At 73.3% G+C, this 779-nt stretch carries 1 protein-coding gene; it reads right to left on the bottom strand.

Going from position 1 to position 779, the window contains the following annotated elements; translation table 11 throughout:
* The coding region (locus ACWJ6R_RS37385) for a YcnI family copper-binding membrane protein (RefSeq protein ID WP_449066713.1) at window positions 1-586 on the bottom strand (586 nt) is incomplete at its 3' end.
* Window positions 587-779: the final 193 nt, after the last annotated feature.

Consider the following 779-nt stretch of genomic DNA (forward strand, 5'->3'; position numbering starts at 1 on the left):
CCGCGGCGGCGGGGGAGGCCGGGTGGCCGCCGTGCCCGTCGCTCCCGGCGGCGGCCGGGGTGAGCCTCAGGACCGGGGCGGGGTGCTCGGGCTCGGAGCCGTCGTCCTTCGGCTCGTCGTCCCATTCCACGACCTCGCCGCTGCTGTAGGTCTGGGTCGCGGGGAAGACCAGTTGGTCGGTGTCGGCGGGCAGCCTGCCCATCGACACCTCGAACTCCTGGAACTGGCCGGGCTCGATCTTCCCACCCGACCAGGTGACCTTCGTGACGGCCTCGGTCAGCTCGCCGTACTCGGTGGTGACCGGCTTGGGCAGCTCGCCCTCGGTCACCTCGACCTTCCAGCCCGGCACCGGCTTGACCGAGACGAAGGCCAGCGGGTGGTCGGTGGGGAAGGCCACCTCGATCTTGCTGGTCGAGGCGTCGTCGCGCTCGTTCGGCACCCGGAAGGCGACCTTGGTGAAGCCGCCCTGCTCGGCGCTGCCGGGGTTGATCGTGACGTGTGCGAGGGCCGGTACGGCCAGACCGAGCGTGAGGGCGGCGGCACCGGCGGTGACGGCCAGGGTGCGGCGCACGGCGGAAAACGACATGGGTGATCTCCACTTCGATGAGAACGGGGTGAATCGGGCCGGGATCGGTCCGGGATCGGGTCAGGAGGCGGGAAGTGGAGGACCGCGCCGGCTGACGGTGTGGCGGAGGAGACCCCGGACGGGGGCGGGCGGGAGCGCGGGGAGCGCGACGGGGAGCGGGACGGGGGTGGGGCGTGGCCGGCGCGAGGCGTCG

The organism is Planomonospora algeriensis (genome assembly GCF_977012225.1).